At 62.1% G+C, this 911-nt stretch carries 1 protein-coding gene; it reads left to right on the forward strand.

The features are described 5' to 3' along the window. Positions 1-151: 151 nt before the first annotated feature. Positions 152-911: phage tail tube protein (locus M8006_RS17665; protein WP_347709781.1), on the forward strand; the 760-nt coding region annotated here is incomplete at its 3' end.

The raw sequence follows: 911 nt of genomic DNA on the forward strand, positions 1-911 counted from the left end.
CGCAATTGATTAACTGGATGCCGCCAGGCGGCGACATCCCCGTGAAATGGCAACGCGGCCAGCTATTGGCCCTGCAAAGCCACGCCCTGTTTTGGGCCGATGTGCTAACCGCCGAATACTGGTGGCCCCTACTGGAGACGACACCGTGAGCATGAGAACCAACCGCCGGGCGATGCTGTTCGCCCTGGAAGCCGACTACAACGATGGCACCACCACGCCCGAAGCGGCGACGGATGCCATCTTGACCCGCGAGATCACCGTTACCCCGCTCAGCGGTAACGATATCGAGCGCAACTTTGTGCGGCCGTACTACGGCAACTCGCCCCGCGCACCGGGTGAAAAGCACGTGCAGGTGGAAGTCGAGGTCGAGCTGAACACCAGCGGTACCGCTGGCACCGCCCCGCCCTGGGGCAAGATGCTGCGTTGCTGCGGCTTCTCCGAAGTCATCGACAACACCGTCGATAACGAAAGCGTCACCTACGCCCCCGTCTCCGAAAACGAAGACAGCGGCGTGTTCTTCGCCCACGTCGACGGCAACCTGCACAAAGGGCGGGGGGTGCATGGCACCGCCGCGTTCACCGTGAATGCCGAAAACATGCCCGTGATTCGTTTCACGCTGCGCGGGTTGATTAGCCCCGTGACCCAAGAGCAGCTGCCCAGCGTCACGCTCAGCCAGTGGCGTGACGCCTTGGCGGTCAACACCATGAACACCGAGCCGCTCAACTTCATGGGCGCCACGGTGCCGTTCAACCAGTTCTCGCTCGATATGTCTGGCGAGGTGGTTCACCGCAAGTTGGTCGGCAGCAACGATATCCAGATCACCGGCCGTGCGCCGTCTGGCCAGCTCACCATCGAAGACCCAGGTGTAAGCACCAAGAACTACTTCGAGATCTCCCAGAACGCGGGCACCG

It is taken from the genome of Halomonas llamarensis, assembly GCF_023555005.1.
Taxonomy (GTDB): Bacteria; Pseudomonadota; Gammaproteobacteria; order Pseudomonadales; family Halomonadaceae; genus Vreelandella; species Vreelandella llamarensis.